Source organism: Parabacteroides goldsteinii DSM 19448 = WAL 12034, from assembly GCF_000969835.1.
GTDB lineage: Bacteria > Bacteroidota > Bacteroidia > Bacteroidales > Tannerellaceae > Parabacteroides > Parabacteroides goldsteinii.
Genome location: NZ_KQ033912.1, coordinates 2,503,373 through 2,519,619 on the forward strand (window position 1 = coordinate 2,503,373; position 16,247 = coordinate 2,519,619).

The following is a 16,247-nucleotide window of genomic DNA, read 5'->3' on the forward strand; positions in this document are numbered from 1 at the left end:
GCCCGGGAACATACTTGATGTGCCGTGCGTTCACGATCCAGACTTTCATATCAGGACATTCAAGAATCTTATAAACCGGCTTCCAGTAAACACCGGTACTTTCCATGGCTACATGCGTAATGCCACTGGATAATAACCATTCTTTTAATTCTGTCAAAGAACTACTGAAGGTCTTGTAACTGCGGGTTTCAGTTTTGAGACCTTCGCCACTTATCGTAGCAACTACCATGTCCTTGTGGACATCTATTCCACAACCCCGGAGGATGACTTGTTCAAAAGGTACTGTTTTCATTGCATTCGTTTTTTCGAGTGAATGACACTAAAGTAAACAATACCCCCCTATTTACATTCTCTTGGACGAAATTTATTTCATGGATGTTTCATGATAATATCGGGGGAATAAACTAATTTTAGGATTTACCATCTAATTGAAATAAGCTGATGCGTTATTTTAATTTTCGGTACAAAAGTAAAATAAGCTAATACGTTATTTTAGTTTTCGGTACAAAAGTAAAATAAGCCGAGTGATATTCCAATAAAATCGCCAAATTTAAAATAAGATAGTATCTCATACGAGTTTTGTCATATTTTAAATTTGGCGTATATGTTATTATCGTTTTATGGCTCCATCACCACCTCGATACTGTTTCCTTGGCTGAGTAACTTTTTGGCGAAGGCCTGTATTTGGGCAGGAGTGATGCTGTTGACTGTTTCGACGTATTTGGTCGAGCCGTCGAAGCCTTTGTAATAATAGTTATCCAGCGTGTTTAACCAGTAACCGTTCTCCTGAAGGCTTTCTGCGTGACGTTTCAGGATGTTGTCCTGCGTCTTTTTGAAATCTTCCGGGGTCGGGCCGATGTCGGAGATGCGTTTCAATTCGTTGCGGACAATCGTGTTCATCTTTTCCCGTTTATCCGGGTCGGTGTCGAAATAGGCTTGCAGGAATGTTTGTCCTTCCGGGAAGGAAGAGATGCGGGCGGATGTCTGTACGCCGTACGTTCCGCCTTCGTCTTCGCGGACCTTTTCGGTGTAAATAAGGTCGAGCACCTGCTTCAACATGGTGGCTGTAACGATATTTTCCAGGTTATAGTCCATTTGCCCGGAATAGAAATTCACGACGGAGGCTTTCGGCGTCTCCATCTGGCGTTTGAAACGGTTTACGTAGTCGCCTTTGCGGATGGCGGGTACTTCTTTCGGGTTACCCTGCTCTATCTTGCCGTTTGCAGGTAATGTAGCCAGGTATTGTTCTACCAGTGGACGGATACTGTCGGTGTCGATGTTTCCTACGAAGGTAAAGACGAAACCGGAGGCGTCGCCGAAACGTTCCTTATACATTTCCATGATACGCGGATAGCTGATATTTTTGAAATCGGCCGGATCGATGCGCATCGCACGCGGATTGTTGTTGTAAATGGCTTTCGTCAGCGAGTCGCTGAAGGCAACCATCGGATTCAGTTCCAGGTTCTTCAGTTGCGCTTTCATACGGTTTTCGAAGGAAGCGTATGCCTCTTCGTCCATGCGCGGAGCGGTGAAACTGAGGTATATCAGTTCGAACAAGGTCTTCAGGTCGGACGGGGTGGAGGAGCCGTTCACATTTTCACTGTCCAGTCCCAGGGAAGTGGAGCAGGATACTTTCTTTCCGGCCAGCATCTTGCCCAGGTCGGTAGCCGAGAAATTGCCCAGGCCGCCCAGTTCGATTACCTCATTGAACACTTTCAGATTGTCGATGTCTTTGTTGCCGAACAGTGTGCTTCCTCCCGGGCTGGTAGCCGTCATTTGTATTTCATCCTTTTTGAAGTCCGTGTGTTTCAACACGACTTTGATGCCGTTGCTCAATGTCAGGACGGTAGCGCCGAAGAGCGGATCTTCCTTGCTTTCCGTGATCTTGCCGGGTGCCGGCAATGAGGGGATCAACGGTTCGTCCGATAAGGTCTCCCGGTAAGGTTCGACAGGGATCTGCTGTGCTTTCATAAAGTCGCGGAGCAGTTCTTCGTCGGTAGGATAGGAGAGGCCTTCCTTTTCCGGACCGGTCAGGCTGATCACGATGTTTGTATCGCCGATCATATCCTGGATATACTTGTTGACCTGTTCTACCGGTACAGCCTGTGCAACCTGGCCGATCAGGGCGTATTCCGTTTCGATTCCGGGGATGTAACCGCCTTCGGTAAAGTGGCGTACGTATTCCTTGGTGAATGTGCTGTTCCTTTGTTTGTCGCGGTCGTTGTAAAGGGATTCATATTGTTTCAACACATTGATGCGGGCGCGATCGTATTCCGATGGGGTGAAACCGAATTGTTTCACACGTTGCGTCTCCGTTACCAGCGCATTCATGGCCGAATCCACTTCGTTATCTTTCACCAGTGCGGCTACCGACCAGGCACCTTTCGTTTTCGAGATCATAAAATCGCCGTCGGAAGCCTGGGCGGCAACGAACGGAGGATTTGCTTTCTGTACCATCTCGTTGAAGCGTTCGTTCATCATCGTGGCTGCTACGCTCTGGATATAATCTTTCACCAATCCGGCAATCGTTCCGTACATATCCTGCGGCATCTTGTCGTGTTTATAGGAGATGGACAGGATCGTGTTCGAAGCCTCTTTGTCCGTAGCCACGGAGATCAGCGGCATGTCATTGTCGGGCACTTCAAACAGAGGTCGCGGAGCCGCGTTTACCGGTGCCGGGATGTCGGCAAAAATCCGTTTGACGGCTGTTTCTACCTGGTCGACATTGATGTCGCCTACAATGATGATCGCCTGCAGGTCGGGGCGGTACCATTTGTGATAATAATCGCGCAGTTCATCCGGTTTGAAATTGTCGATCACGTCGATTGTGCCGATCGGCATCCGGTGGGCATAACGGCTGTCCGGATAGATTTTCGGAAGCTGTTGTTCCCATATGCGGGCCTGTGCGTCCTGATGTGTGCGCCATTCCTCGCGGATCACGCCGCGTTCCTTGTCGATCGCAGAATCGGCAAGCGTGATGAAGCCAGACCAGTCATGCAGGATCAGCAGGCAGGAATCGACCACGCTTTCGCGTGTCACCGGGGCATTCATGATCATATAGACCGTTTCGTCGAAACTGGTATAGGCATTGAAATTTTCACCCATACGCATGCCGATGCTTTGGGTAAATTCGTCCATTCCTTTGTCCGGGAAGTTTTTCGAGCCGTTGAAGGCCATATGTTCCAGGAAGTGTGCCAGTCCGCGCTGGTTCTCTTCTTCCAGCATGGAGCCTACGTTTTGGGCGATATAAAAGTCAGCCCGTTCTTTCGGTTGTTCATTATGACGGATGTAATAGGTTAATCCGTTCGGCAACTTTCCATAACGAACCTGCGGGTCGATAGGTAACGGTTGCAATTCCTGTTGCTGGGCAGCCAGCTGGAAAAGGCAGAAGAAGCTCAACAGGAATAAACTTAAAAATCTTTTTTGTCTCATTTGGGATATTTATTTATTTTGTTTTATACTGGTGTACCTGAAAAAACAGCACGTAGCCTTCCCGTTTTCCTGCCGACGGAATTGCCTGTCGACAATTATCGGCAGGAAAAAAGGTTGAGGGCAAATATACGATGCAATAGCAGGAATTGTACTCAGGGTAGGTATAATTATGGAATATTTATACTATACTTTATTTCTATATCTTGCCGATATCGGCAAGATGTGCTATCTTTGAAGTGAAAATCGGTGTAAAACTTGCCGATAGAATTTGAATATGAAATATATTTCAGTCGGAGAATTTGCAGGAAAGTACGGTGTTTCAGAGCGTACGGCACGTAATTATTGCGCTATCGGAAAAATCGAGGGTGCATTCCTTACTGGCAAGACATGGAACATACCGGAAGATGCGGAATTGCCTTCACAGAAAAAGTCGAAAGTGAAGATTATGCCTTTGCTTGCCGTGTTGCGCGAACAAAAGCAGATGAAATTGAAAGGCGGTATCTATCACAAAACGCAGATCGATCTTACATATAACTCGAATCACATCGAAGGCAGTCGTCTGACTCATGACCAAACCCGTTATATTTTTGAGACCAATACCATCGGAGTAACTGATGAAAGCATCAATGTGGACGATATTATCGAGGCCACCAATCATTTTCGGTGTATTGATCTTATCCTTGACAGGGCTGAGGAGAATTTATCTGAGACTTTCATTAAAGAATTGCACAATATTCTGAAATCCGGCACATCGGATAGCCGGAAAGATTGGTTTGCCGTAGGCGATTATAAACGTTTGCCAAATGAGGTTGGCGGTGCTGATACAACACTGCCGGAGAACGTTCATAAGGAGATGAAGGCACTGCTGAAAGCCTATAATTCGAAAAAACAGAAATCTTTTGATGACATTTTGGACTGGCACTATTGTTTTGAGGCGATTCACCCTTTTCAGGATGGTAATGGACGTGTCGGTCGCCTGATCCTGTTTAAAGAATGCCTTGCAAACGGATATGTCCCCTTTATTATCACCGAAGAGTTGAAAATGTTCTATTATCGGGGATTACAACAGTGGAATCATATCAAAGACTATTTGCGGGATACTTGTTTGACTGCGCAGGATAATTATAAAGAGGTATTGGATAAGTATAGGATTAAGTATTGAGATTCGAATATTTTATGGAATACCGGATGGCGTAAAGTCCCTTTTCGCTATATTTCTTACAAATGACAATATGATTATTATTTAAGTGTTTTGTAAACGGATTGATATGTTAAAAAATATTACCCGCTGGGGTATTTTTATTTACCCGGTATATTAATCCGATTTATCTGGTAGAGTAGTGACATTTTGATAATGGAGGGAATCTTTTATAAGAATTACGATTAGTTGCGATTTATGTTGTTTTGTTTGAATTAAAAACAGCCAGCCCCTTCGCCGTTAACAGGTACTTTTGTCGAGGATGCTTGGAGTTATTAGGATAAAGAGGAGTAACAAAGCCCCCTTGAATAGCCGGTGTCAGATAATTAGCAATAAAAGTGGGACGATGCTTTAATTCCATTTTCTCCATTAATGTTTTTAAAGAATGTTGTTCGGTTCCAATAGCTTTTACGATTACTGAAATTTGTGTGTTAAGTTGTTCGGTTAGCTTGTTCGGTGCTTGTTCGGTCAACATGCTAAGAGGGATTGATAATCATAGTTCTTTTTTCAATTCGTTATTTTCTCCCATCATCAGATTCCTGAAAAACAAAACTAAGAAACTCATATCCGGTTCAACGCCTTTTCGTATAAAAAAATTGATTATTAATAGCCTTGGATTGAATTGTTTCATTATCTTTGAGGCTATAACAATTATGCCATGCAGCGATGAGATACCTATCTTACATAATATTCTGTCTGTTCTCTTTCGCGATGTGTACTGAACAACCAAAAGAGTTATTGCCGGAACTGTCTTATGCAGAGTCGCTTATGCAACGTTGCCCGAGCAGTGCTCTGGTGGTATTGGATTCAATGGAAGTACCCTCTCCGTCAGATAAATTTCAATATGCTACGTGGTGTTTGTTGATTACTCAGGCACGTGATAAAAACTATATAAAGCATACTTCTGATTCCTTGATCAATATTGCATTGGATTATTTTGAAAAACAGGATGATCCGGTACGGAAAGCGTCAACTCTATATTATGAAGGACGGGTTAACCATGATTTGCATAATGCGGAAGAGGCAACTGATTATTATTTACGGGCTAGGGATGTGGCGAAGAATACGACGGATTATAGGTTGTTGTATTTGATCAATAATCATTTGGGGACATTATATGCTTATCGTAATTTGCCCGATTTGGCTTTGGATACCTATGTGAATGCACAGAATTATTCAATTCAATTGAAGGATAGTGCGCTCATCTCAAATTCTTATTCCTATTTAGGGCGTGTTTCAATGCTTAACAATAATCCGCAAGAGGCGTTGGATTATTATAAAAAAGCGATAGAGATTGCGGAGCAGTCAGGGAGTTTAAATGCTTTAACATTGGCTTATGGGGAAATATCGACGGTATATCAAGCCTTATCTATGCTTGATTCTTCTATGTACTATCTACAGAAATCAAAGGAGATAAAAGAGATATATAATGCTTCTGCTTTATCACAAACCTATTTGGGAATCGGAGAAACCTATTATTATATGGGATTATCTGATTCTGCTTACTGTTATTTGGAAAAAGCATTAAATACTATTAATCCTTATACAAAGCAAGATGCAGTACATATTTTGTATTATTTATGTAGGGACTTAGGAAAATATGAGGATGCGATTAAGTATAATGAGCAATATTGGGTTTATAAGGATTCTATAGATAACATAAATCGTACTTCTGAAATTGCAAAAATTCAGGCAAAGTATGATCAGGAGAAACTATTGAATATAAATAATCAATTAGAGAATAGTATATTATGGGGAGTGATTGCATTATTAATAATAATATGTGTACTGATATATAGTTATCAGCAAAAATTGGTAAAGAAAGAACGTATAATTAAAGAACATAAAGATCTGTTACAGGTGCGTTTAACACAATTACATGAAAATGAATTTATAATTCATGAGAATGAAAATCTTATAGGAGTCTTATCTTCTCAAATAGAGGAGAATATAGGTTCGCAGGAACATATAAATGATCAAATGGCGGAAATGGAACGAATCCGCCAGAATAATGCAACATTACAGACTCAAAATGAAATATTGCAGAATGATATAAAGAAATATATTTCTAGTTTGAAGGAAAAAGGAGAGGTGCTAAAAACGTATGAACGGCTGACTGCAGAAAATACTTATTTATTTGAACGACAAAGATACCTGTGCTTTCAATTAATTAAGCATATAAATATACTCGATTGTTTAAAGTCTGATCCAAAATATATAGAAGAATCTCAATGGCCTGAAATTTTTGAGTCAATAAATATCGTTTATCCGAATCTGATTGGGCGTTTGAGGAAAGACTTTTTTTTAACAGATAGTGATCTCCTAATGTGTTGCTTGATAAAGTTGCAATTGAATAATTCTACTATAGCTGCATTGACTGCCATTTCTCCCTCTTCCGTAACCAAACGCAAGCAACGTTTGAAAGAACGGATCAATCAGCATCTAAAGACTCCGCTAGGGGTTGAAACTTCCATTGATACTTATCTTTGGAAGTACTGAGAAAGTCCTTGTCCACATTTTACCTTTGACTCACGTTTTTAAAGTGCTTATTATTAGGCTTTAGAGCGTTTTTATCTGTCCACCCTACTGTCCACTAGTTTTTACCTGTTTCTATTGTAAACCGCATACCTTTACAGGGTAGAAATTTATAAAATTATCGTTATGAAAAAGATCTTTAAAAAGCTTACGTGGGCAATATGCGTATTTTTTGTTTTCAGTAGTCTATTACTGCAGAGTGTTTCGGCGAAGGGAAACAATAGTGTTTCATTTTATGGAAGATGGGAAGAAGGTGCACGTTCCATTTCTTCTTCAATTCCAATCTCCGCTTTTGTTAATGATGGTGTTTTATCCATTCATAGTAGTACTCAACGTTCCGATATAACTATATGTATATTGAAAGACGGAAAGGTTCTTTATGAAAAAATGATCCCGGCATCGAAAACTGATTGTGTTACAATTGATTTGAGTGAATTTGAACCTGGAACTTATACCGTTGGATTGAAAAATCAATGGGATGATTGTCTTTGGGGAGAGTTTTATGCTAATTATGATAAAAAATGGTCTTATGATCAAAATTGTATTGGTTGTTAAATAATAAATTTATTGAAAGATGAGAAAGAAAATGATTGGTGTTATTGCTATGATTGCGATTGCATTTTTAGCAGGATGGAATATTGTTCAGCAAGACAATGATATTGAATTATCAGAGTTGGCGTTGGAGAATATTGATGCTTTAGCTGGTTGTGAAGTGATTGGTTGGATATCAGGTGATTATCGAGTAACTGTTTATGGCTGTTCTTGGAGTTGTAGAAGTGGTGGATATTTTAATTGTCCATATTGATATTTCTTTAATAAAATGTGGAAAGACCAATTTGAATTTTCGGTGAAAGTTCAAATTGGTTTTGGATTTAAATTAATTATTCTCTGATCTCATGAAAACATTAATTATTATACTGTTAAATATTTGTTTCTTATTTTCATGTAGTTTGCCTCAGAATAGAAATTTAGAAAATGTGTATGTTTTAAATCTAGATGAGGCCAACAATAATGATTTTTACTCAATGTTTGATAGTGTAACTTATATCTCTTTAGAGACGCAAAGTGATAATGAAATCGGTCAAATTAGTCGTATTTTATATCATTATGGAAAGTATATTGTTACGGATATGTTGACAAATAGAGTTTTTATTTTTAATGAAGATGGGAAATATTACTCAAAAATAGATGCGATTGGCAATGGCCCAGAAGAATATGTACAGATTACCGATATCACTATAGATAAATATAATGAGAGAATTAAAGTGTTGGATGCTATGCAAGGTAAAATTGTTTCTTATGATTTGGAAGGGTATTCTGTTGGAGAAACGAAATTACCTGTAGTCCCGGCTCCTCTTCATTTCTGCCAGGTTGAGAAAGAAAAGTATGCATTCGATTTTCAGCGTTGTTCTTCGGAAAAGGAATGGCAATATAATTTGTTTATAAGTTCTGAGTATTTATCAGGAGAAATAAGCAAATTTTTACCTTATGATAAGCCTTTGGATGTTTGTTTTTCTCCAAGGGTTACCCTTCAAGAGATAGATGATGAAGTTTTATATATCCCATTGTATAGTCCTACTATATATACTATTGACTCTTTTGAATTGAAACCTCGTTATACTTTTGATTTTGGAGATAAATGGGTGGATCAAGATTTTGTAGATATTGAGTGGAAAGACGCTGGAGAGTTTATGAATAAGTTAAGTAGGACAAAGTATGTCTACTATTTCAATTTGTTAGAATCAGGATCGCATATTTATGCTGAGTTTATGTACAAAGAAAATAAGTATCGTTTGGTGATAGATAAAGAAACGGATCATTTATTTTTACAACGTGAAACTGAGGCTTATAAATGTCATTATACTGAAATTCCAATGTGTTGCATCGGAAATAAGTTTGTTATTCCTCTGACTCCTTTTGAGTATAATTCAATGATTGGAGATGAAGCTATTCAACTACCAGAAGATAATAATCCTATACTTATGTTCGTGACTTTCAAAAAGTTCTGATTATAAATTTATTGATATGAAATTATTACTGTTATTATTTATTTTGATGCAAGGGGTTACAAATGAAGAATTTGATTGTAAGATGTTTTATGAGAAGACATTGGTGCCAATGTCCATTAAAGGAGGACTTATAAAAAAAGAAAAGACAGATGACTATTATCTGTTGTATGTGAAAAATGAGAAGGATAGTGGGAAGGAAGCTGTTATTAGATTACTCAAAAACAAAACGGGGAAGATGATTTATCTATTTGCTATAGATAATAGTATGATTGTCAAGGCTGAAGGAGAAGCAGTTGTTCGGGTTATATCTCCGGTGAAAGATGGTTATAATGTCCAGGTATTTCCTGATCTTTGTGAATAGCTTTTTAATCATAGTTTATATTTTTATATAAATCGAAGTGTTTAATTTATTTACAACGATCGTGCGAGACATCTAATAAGCTGGAGATGGATATCACCCTGATTGTTATGCTGTCTTTCCTTTTATTATTGTTAAATGATAAGTACTCATTGGTAGTGATCTATTGTATTGCCGAATGAGAATCTCTTAAAAATACGAAACGTTCTCATAATTCGGGCATTATCTGTCCGGGAATTCTAACATTGGTGTATCTTTGCTCCGGAACGAATGAAAGATAAGGTTTGTAGGTGGAAGTAAGAAAAGTATTAATTTAAGAAAATACGATTATGGATACTCTGAATTTAAAATTTCGTTTATTGCTTTTGTTGGTTACGGTAGGTACTGTTTTAGGTTCATGCGCATATGATGACGATGAAAAGATGTACTCTTCGAGGAGTTATGATGAGACTTATGCATTGCTACGTCCTTATATAATCGTGAATGAATATGATGAGTTTGAGCTTAGTGCAACTAAAGAGGTTACCGATCCGTTGAGAATTTATCCGGGACATATTGCACGACTAAAAGGTGATTTGCATAGTATAAATCTACAAACGAAAAAAGCATTGAACGATTACCAATGTTCGCAGGTTCTGATGGTTACGGAACGCCAGGGCGTCCTGGTTAAGAAAACAGCTTTTAACCTTGCATATGAGATTGGTTCGAATGATCCGGGTCTGATAGCCACGCGGGCCGATGCTTCTATGGTTATTGATTCCGAAGAGGGAGGAAGTGCCTCTTTCACCGGAGGAACTCAGGTAAGGACAGATATTTCCATTTCTCCGGGTCGGAATTCTCCCTATGTGTTGACTTTTGATTGCAGTACCGGGAAGCTAAGTAATGATCAGGATTATATTTATTGGGTGGGTACAGTCGGTGCAACACTTACAAACTGGTGGCATGCCAATAACCCCAACGGAAATAATACTCAGTGGAGTTTCAGTGCGAATGGTTTAAGCAATGGAGCTCGCGGATATGTCTCTTTCCAATCGCGATAAAATCGCACTCACCCCGGTCTTTGTAATAGAATATGTTGTATCATTATTAGGTTATCAAACATAACTTATACAGGATGATATTTTCTGATGTTTATAAGTTATGACTTATAAAATTATGAAGATAATTGAACGACCTGTTTATAGCAAACGGATAAAACCTTTTATCGGATTTTTTGAAGAAAAAGGATTTATAAAATAGTCTAATCAAAAGAGTAAGACCGAAAATGTGATTTTAGTAGTGCGAAATTTTCGAGTGTGGAAGAATATTCTTACATTTGAAGAAATATTTTCGAGTATGGAAGAAAATTTTGCATTGTTGACAAAGTATAATTTTTGGAATGGGAATGTTCCTGAATTAGGTTTTATACGGGTTGGTTATACAGATAAAATTTTTGATTATATAGGAAACAGGTTAGTCAAAGTGCTTGTCGGTCAACGTCGTGCTGGTAAAAGCTATATACTTAGGCAAATTGCTTACAGATTGGTTCAGGACGGTATTAATCCTCAGAATATATTTTATATCAATAAAGAGTTTACGGATTTTGATTGCGTAAAAGATTATCATGATCTGGAAATCTTGTTGAAACAATATAAAGAAGCATTAAAACCTGTAGGAAAAGTCTGGTTGTTTATTGATGAGATACAAAATGTTACAGGATGGGAGCATTTTGTGAATTCTTATTCTCAGAATTTTGCTGATAATTATGAAATCTTTATAAGTGGTTCTAATTCAAAGATGTTATCAGGAGAACTTGCCACTCTTTTGTCCGGACGATATGTGAATTTTGAGATATTTCCGTTTAGTTATCAGGAATATATCGGGATAACCGGAAAAGACGATCACAGGCAAAGTTATTTAGACTATATGGAAAGTGGGGCGTTACCTGAATTATTTATCTTACCTAACAATGAGACGAGGCGTAATTATGTTGCGGCAATTAAAGATACCGTATTATTAAGGGATATTATACAACGAAATAGCATAAAGGACCCTAAGTTATTGGAAGATATTTTTATATATCTTGTGAACAATGCCTCTAACCTGATTTCGATAACCAATATTTTGAATTTCTTTAAAAGCAAGAAGCGGAAAACAACCTATGATACTATTTCTAACTATATTGGCTATATAGAAGATACGTTTCTTATTCATAAAGTTGAACGTTATGATATAAGAGGAAAGGAGACGATTTCCGGCAATTGCAAATATTACATTAATGACCTTGCTTATAAAAATTATCTTTATCCGGGTTTTGCCTACGGAATCGGTTATAAGCTGGAAAATCTTGTCTATTTACAATTGCGGCGTTCCGGATATGATGTGTATGTCGGTGCTATGCGGGATAAAGAAGTTGATTTTGTCGCTATGAAAGGGGATCATATTCTTTATTTGCAAAGTACCTACTTGTTGTCAGATGAGCAAACGGTCCGTCGTGAATATGCGCCTTTGGAAGCAATTCAGGATAATTATGATAAGTATGTAGTTTCTTTTGATGAGATTTCGTATCCTTCCAATAAGGGCATAAAACATATTCAAGCCTGGAAACTGGCAGAGGTAATCTGATCAAAGTAACCGATGAAAAGGCGGTTTTTGCTATATGACATCCGTGTCATATTATTGTCATCTTCAGTCAGCTAAAAATCAGACTTTTTTTAATATAATTCTAATCTCTTCAATACAATTTATGGAGTATTAAGGCGTTGGTATTAAACGTAAATGCTTACCTTTGCGGCCGACTGTCCGTGTGAGGATGGCGTATTTTGACAACTAATTATCACACTTTATACAAACATGAGAAAGTATAAACTAATCAACAACGTGTTGGGATGGATCGTTTTTCTGATCGCTTCAACCGTTTATTTGATGACTATCGAACCCACTGCCAGTTTCTGGGATTGTGGTGAGTTCATCTCTTCTGCTTTTAAACTGGAAGTTGGGCATCCGCCCGGAGCACCGTTCTTTATGTTGACGGCCAACCTGTTCACGCAGCTTGCATCCGATGCTTCCTCAGTGGCTAAAATGGTCAATTCGATGTCGGCACTCTTTAGCGGGCTGACGATCCTGTTCCTGTTCTGGAGTATCACACACCTGGCCCGTAAGATCATGGTGGACGATGAGAGTGAAATCTCATTGGGTCAGATGATCACAATTATGGGTAGCGGTCTGGTAGGAGCATTGGCCTATACATTTAGCGATACATTCTGGTTCAGTGCCGTAGAAGGTGAAGTATATGCTTATTCTTCTCTGTTTACTGCATTGGTTTTCTGGCTGATCCTGAAGTGGGAAGAGGCGGCTGATCGTCCGCATGCCGACCGATGGATCGTACTGATCGCTTATCTGATGGGGTTGAGTATCGGTGTCCACCTGTTGAACTTGCTTTGTATCCCGGCTATCGTGCTGGTTTATTACTATAAGAAATTCCCGAATCCTACGATGAAGGGAACTATTTATGCGTTGTTGGTTTCGTTCGCGATCGTCGGACTGATGATGTATGGTGTCGTACAGGGACTGGTTGAAGTCTGCGGTTATTTCGAACTGTTGTTTGTCAATGTGTTGGGAATGCCTTACAATTCAGGTGTATTTGCCTATGTGATTGTATTGGCCGCCGTGCTGATCTGGTCTATCTGGGAAACGATGCGCGATGAAATTAATCCGGTGCGCATGAAGGTGGCGTTTATTCTGTCTATCGTATTGGTGGGTGTGCCGTTTATCGGAAGCGGCTATGTGCTGGCGGTTATTCTGACAGGTGCCCTGACTGCTTATTTGTTTATGAGCAAGAAGGTGAATATCAAGATGCTGAATACCGTATTGGTTTGCCTGATGGTGATCGTTGTCGGTTATTCTTCTTATGCACTGACGATGATCCGTGCGACGGCCGATACGCCGATGAACCAGAATGCACCGAGCGATATTTTCACTTTGCGTTCTTATCTGGCTCGTGAACAGTATGGTAAAACACCGTTGTTGTACGGACAGACGTTTGCTTCGGAAGTACAGCGCGAGAACCAGGGCGGTAACTGCGCTCCTGTAACCAAGGAAGGTGAAGCTGTATGGAGCCGCGTCATCAAGAAAGATCCGAGTGAAAAAGACAAATATTTTGTTTCGCGCCACGATGTGGAATATGAATATGTAGACGAACTGAATATGCTTTTCCCACGTATGTACAGCAATGTGGATGCGCATGTGGGAGCTTATAAGGAATGGTCGCAGTTTAAGGGAGAACCTGTGAAGTTCAACCGTTGTGGTGAGAACGTGACGGTGATGAAGCCGACGTTTGCCGAAAACCTGCGTTATTTCTTTGCCTATCAGCTGAACTTCATGTACTGGCGTTACTTTATGTGGAACTTCTCCGGCCGTCAGAATGATATCCAGGGAAATGGTGAAGTGATGAACGGTAACTGGATTACCGGTATCAAGGCAATCGACGAGGTGCTTGTAGGTCCGCAGGACAACATGCCTTCCGATATAGCTGACAATAAAGGACATAATGTATATTATATGTTACCGCTCCTGCTCGGTATCCTGGGACTTTTGTATCAGGCTTATTCCGGACAGCGTGGTATCCAGAGTTTCTGGATCACTTTCTTCCTGTTCTTCATGACAGGTATCGCTATCGTGCTCTATCTGAACCAGACGCCTTATCAACCGCGTGAACGAGACTATGCGTATGCAGGCTCCTTCTATGCCTTCTGTATCTGGATCGGGTTCGGTGTCGCGGCCCTGGCGAAGCTGATGCAGAAGTACGGCAAGTTGTCTCCGGTGGTGGCAGGTTCTGTTGCGACAGTACTGTGCCTGTTCGTGCCTATCCAGATGGCGGGGCAGAACTGGGACGACCATGATCGCTCGGGACGTTATGTTTGCCGTGATTTCGGTGCTAACTACCTGGAATCGTGCGAACCGAATGCCGTGATCTTTACCAATGGCGATAACGATACTTTCCCGTTGTGGTATGCGCAGGAAGTGGAGGGTATCCGTACCGATGTCCGCGTATGTAACACCAGTTATTTGCAGACAGACTGGTATATCGACCAGATGAAGAAACAGGCGTACGAATCGGCTCCGCTGCCTATTTCATGGGACCGTGCCGATTACATACAGGGTACGCGTGATGCTGCCTATATTGTCCCGATGATGGATAAACCTATCGACCTGAGTACCGGGCTGAACTTTGTACGTAGCAATGATCCGAAATTCAAGAAGATACCTGGTTTCAATCAGGAACTCGACTATATCCCTTCGGAAACGCTTGTTTATAAGGTGGATTCGGCGACAGCCGTTGCTAAAGGCCTGGCTACCGATTCGACCGGTTTATTGAAGGAAATGACAATCAGCCTGAAAGGTAAGACTGCTTTGGGCAAACAGGAACTGATGATTCTGGATATGTTGCAGACCAATAACTGGGAACGTCCTATTTATTATGCGATCACCGTAAATCCTGACCAGTTTGTCGGTCTGGACGGTTACTTCGAACAGACCGGTCTGGCTTACCAGATCGTTCCGAAGCAGGCGAACAAAGGCACCAACACGGAAAAGATGTACGACAACGTGATGAACAAGTTCAAATGGGGTGGCGTAGACAAACCGGGCGTTTACATCGACGAAAACGTGATGCGTATGTGCAAGAGCTACCGTGGAGCATTGTTCAATAAACTGGCTGAAGACCTGTTGAAGGAAGGTAAGAAGGAGAAGGCGTTGAATGTACTGAACAAATGTATGGAAGTACTGCCTCCGGAAAATGTACCGTTGGATTGGACTGCTCTTTCTACCGGAGAGTTGTATTATGCACTCGATGAGACGGAAAAGGCAGAAGAGGTCTTTACCGGAATTGCAGAGAATGCAATGCGTAATATCGACTGGTTCTTCCGTCTGAGACCTTCTCAACTGGCTTCTGTAACGAGAGAGTTGGAACATAACCTGGCTGTCATGAATCAAGTGCTGACGGTCAGCAAACATTATAATCCCGAATTCGCTGCTAAGTATCAGGAAGAGTTTGACAACTACCGGATGGCTTGGGGTTCGGTGCGTGGAAATAAATAACGTATGTTTATAGAACAACCGCCCTGGTTCTACAGGGTCCTGTTCCCAGGGGTAATCTGGCGGATACCGGCCAAGGAGAAGTGTGTATATCTCACCTTCGACGACGGCCCAATTCCCGAGGTTACCCCTTGGGTTTTGGATATACTCGATAAATATGGAGTGAAGGCTACCTTCTTCTGTGTGGGGGATAATGTCCGCAAACATCCGGATATCTATCAGATGGTGCTCGATCGCGGCCACCGGGTAGGGAACCATACTTACAATCATATCCAGGGACTTCAATACTGGACGAAGAATTATCTGGATAACATAGAGAAGGCTGCCGAATATATTCAGAGCGATTTATATCGTCCTCCCCACGGGCATATGCGTTTTCCGCAGGTTGTCGCCTTGCGCCGGAAGTACAAGATCATCATGTGGGACGTGGTGACCCGCGATTACAGTCCTCACATGACCCCGAACGGTGTCTTCAATGTGGTAAAGAACTATACCCGCAACGGCTCCGTTATTGTCTTCCACGACTCCCTGAAAGCCGAAACGAACATGCGCGAAGCCATGCCCCGCGCTATCGAGTGGTTGCAGCAGGAAGGGTATGTGTTTAAGGTGTTTGAATAATCTGTCAAGTCCGCCATGACAG

General features: G+C 40.8%; 13 protein-coding genes. 10 read left to right on the forward strand and 3 right to left on the reverse strand.

Translation table 11 applies throughout. The features are described 5' to 3' along the window. Positions 1-292: IS110 family transposase (locus tag HMPREF1535_RS09065; protein ID WP_046145934.1), on the reverse strand; the 292-nt coding region annotated here is incomplete at its 3' end. Positions 293-618: 326 nt separating this feature from the next. Next, positions 619-3,432 (reverse strand): M16 family metallopeptidase, encoded by a 2,814-nt coding sequence (locus HMPREF1535_RS09070; RefSeq protein WP_046145935.1) that lies wholly within the window; start codon positions 3,430-3,432, stop codon positions 619-621. A 274-nt stretch (positions 3,433-3,706) separates the two neighbouring features. On the opposite strand from HMPREF1535_RS09070, the gene HMPREF1535_RS09075 reads away from it, so the two are divergent. Further along, entirely contained in the window at positions 3,707-4,594 is an 888-nt protein-coding gene (locus HMPREF1535_RS09075; protein WP_010801077.1) for a Fic family protein, read from the forward strand. 232 nt (positions 4,595-4,826) lie between these two features. Here HMPREF1535_RS09075 and HMPREF1535_RS09080 read toward each other — a convergent pair whose 3' ends face one another. Then, positions 4,827-5,105 (reverse strand): Fic family protein, encoded by a 279-nt coding sequence (locus tag HMPREF1535_RS09080; protein WP_009860340.1) that lies wholly within the window; start codon positions 5,103-5,105, stop codon positions 4,827-4,829. A gap of 236 nt (positions 5,106-5,341) precedes the next feature. On the opposite strand from HMPREF1535_RS09080, the gene HMPREF1535_RS09085 reads away from it, so the two are divergent. From HMPREF1535_RS09085 to HMPREF1535_RS09125, 9 genes are all read left to right on the forward strand, one after another. Beyond that, complete coding sequence (locus tag HMPREF1535_RS09085) at positions 5,342-7,129, forward strand: tetratricopeptide repeat protein (RefSeq protein ID WP_235438495.1); 1,788 nt, start codon at positions 5,342-5,344, stop codon at positions 7,127-7,129. Between the two features lie 162 nt (positions 7,130-7,291). Beyond that, the gene (locus HMPREF1535_RS09090) at positions 7,292-7,720 is read left to right on the forward strand and encodes a DUF3244 domain-containing protein (RefSeq protein ID WP_010801074.1); all 429 of its coding nucleotides are present in this window, start codon (positions 7,292-7,294) and stop codon (positions 7,718-7,720) included. A gap of 19 nt (positions 7,721-7,739) precedes the next feature. Next, positions 7,740-7,970 (forward strand): NVEALA domain-containing protein, encoded by a 231-nt coding sequence (locus tag HMPREF1535_RS09095; protein WP_010801073.1) that lies wholly within the window; start codon positions 7,740-7,742, stop codon positions 7,968-7,970. Between the two features lie 91 nt (positions 7,971-8,061). Then, positions 8,062-9,174 carry a 6-bladed beta-propeller gene (locus HMPREF1535_RS09100; RefSeq protein ID WP_046145937.1) on the forward strand — a complete coding sequence of 371 codons (1,113 nt, stop codon included), beginning with the start codon at positions 8,062-8,064 and terminating at the stop codon, positions 9,172-9,174. Between the two features lie 16 nt (positions 9,175-9,190). Next, positions 9,191-9,535: a hypothetical protein gene (locus HMPREF1535_RS09105; RefSeq protein WP_010801071.1), complete on the forward strand. Its 345-nt coding sequence runs from the start codon at positions 9,191-9,193 to the stop codon at positions 9,533-9,535. A gap of 326 nt (positions 9,536-9,861) precedes the next feature. Next, positions 9,862-10,572 carry a hypothetical protein gene (locus tag HMPREF1535_RS09110; RefSeq protein WP_046145938.1) on the forward strand — a complete coding sequence of 237 codons (711 nt, stop codon included), beginning with the start codon at positions 9,862-9,864 and terminating at the stop codon, positions 10,570-10,572. A gap of 295 nt (positions 10,573-10,867) precedes the next feature. After that, entirely contained in the window at positions 10,868-12,136 is a 1,269-nt protein-coding gene (locus HMPREF1535_RS09115; protein ID WP_046145939.1) for an ATP-binding protein, read from the forward strand. Positions 12,137-12,364: 228 nt separating this feature from the next. Continuing rightward, complete coding sequence (locus HMPREF1535_RS09120) at positions 12,365-15,610, forward strand: DUF2723 domain-containing protein (protein ID WP_046145940.1); 3,246 nt, start codon at positions 12,365-12,367, stop codon at positions 15,608-15,610. Between the two features lie 3 nt (positions 15,611-15,613). Further along, positions 15,614-16,225, forward strand: a complete 612-nt coding sequence (locus tag HMPREF1535_RS09125) for a polysaccharide deacetylase family protein (protein WP_009860329.1) — start codon at positions 15,614-15,616, stop codon at positions 16,223-16,225. Positions 16,226-16,247: the final 22 nt, after the last annotated feature.